The sequence below is a fragment of the Ilyobacter sp. genome, assembly GCF_041583315.1.
Lineage (GTDB): Bacteria > Fusobacteriota > Fusobacteriia > Fusobacteriales > Fusobacteriaceae > Ilyobacter.
Genome location: NZ_JBFHGC010000609.1, coordinates 1 through 1,595 on the forward strand (window position 1 = coordinate 1; position 1,595 = coordinate 1,595).

Genomic DNA, 1,595 nt, shown 5'->3' on the forward strand with positions numbered 1-1,595 from the left:
TTCCCAAAAGATAAGCCGTTACTGCCATGTATATTGCTTTTGGAAAATATCCGCCCCTCTCTTTTAGAGCCTCTAGTCTTCCGCTTTCTTTCTTGTATTTACTCTCTACGTCATTTTTGGTAGTTTTATATCTCACATAGAGCATATAAGGGGCTACCCCGCCCATGGAGATTTTAAGGGACAACATCATTGCAGGATAAGTAAATGCCAGGAATGCTCCCAAAGCCAGCAGACATACCCCCTCTACAAACATCCGCCTGTAAATAAAGTACCATCCCCCTCCTACAAATGCCCACAATGACCAGCTCCACGCAAATTTTCCATTTTTGGCATCATGTTTGGCAAAGGATTCTTTGTACCACTCAAATCCCTTTTCTTTTCCCAAGTAGCTCAGTAGAGCCTTGTCTTCATAATTCATTGATAAAATTCCTCCCTCTAGATTAAGCCGATCTAATTCAGTCTTTAAAATTTTATTTTTACTGAAGGTAGTCAGCAGAAGTTATATAATCTATAATTATAATATAGCAAATATACTTTTTTCATACAATAAGTTTTATTTCAACCATGAAAAATTCATGTATGTTTTTTACAATGGATGGTAAAATACTTTATAAATCTTACAGGAGGAAATTAAATTGGATATTTCAAAGGATCTTAACCCTGAAAAAGTTTTTTATTATTTTGAAAAGATCAGCTCTATCCCAAGAGGATCTAAAAAGGAAAAAAAAATAAGTGATTATCTCGTTGAGTTTGCAAGGTATAGAGGTCTAGAAGTAATACAGGACAGTACACTGAATGTAATAATAAAAAAAATGGCGACTCCAGGATATGAGGATGTTCCCGGGATAATTCTCCAGGGGCACATGGATATGGTATGGGAAAAAAATCAAGATACCGAATTTGACTTTGAATCCCAGGGAATAAAATTAACAACTGACGGTGACTGGATCTCTGCTGCAGGGACAACCCTAGGTGCTGATAATGGCATTGCAGTTGCATTTTTCCTGGCACTTTTAGACTCTGAGGATATTCCACACCCCTCCTTGGAAATACTCATCACTTCTGACGAAGAGACAGGTATGACCGGAGCAAAAGCTTTAGACGGATCATATTTAAAAGGAAAATATCTTATAAACATAGATACCGAAGAAGAGGGTGCTCTCTATGTGAGCTGTGCAGGGGGTCTGCGTTTCACCCTAGCTCTTCCTTTCAACGTTACTAACACCCAAGGAGACAACTTATTTAGAATAAGAGTAACAGGGCTTCAGGGCGGGCACTCAGGAGTCGATATAGGCCTTCAGAGAGGAAACGCCATAAAAATATTGGGAATAGTTTTAAAAAAAATATCTTATGAAACTAATATGTCTTTAGTAAACCTAATGGGTGGATCAAAAACAAATGCTATCCCTAGAGAATCAGAAGCTATTATTCTCGTAAAATCCCCAGATGAAAAATCACTTCAAAAAATTATAGAAATAATCAATACTGAATTAAAAGAAATGTTAAATCTGTCTGATCCAAACATAAAAATAAGTATAGAAAAAATAACAGACACAACTTATGATAAGTGTCTGGACAAAATTTCTACCCAAAAA

The 1,595-nt window shown here is 36.4% G+C and carries 2 protein-coding genes; one reads left to right on the forward strand and one right to left on the reverse strand.

Annotation, left to right across the window (positions count from 1 at the left end; all coding sequences use genetic code 11):
• Window positions 1-418, reverse strand: a 418-nt coding sequence (locus ABZA26_RS14705) for a DUF2628 domain-containing protein (protein WP_372715235.1), incomplete at its 3' end; no start/stop codon positions are given.
• A gap of 217 nt (window positions 419-635) precedes the next feature.
• Here ABZA26_RS14705 and pepD point away from each other — a divergent pair.
• The coding region (gene pepD, locus ABZA26_RS14710) for a beta-Ala-His dipeptidase (RefSeq protein ID WP_372715236.1) at window positions 636-1,595 on the forward strand (960 nt) is incomplete at its 3' end.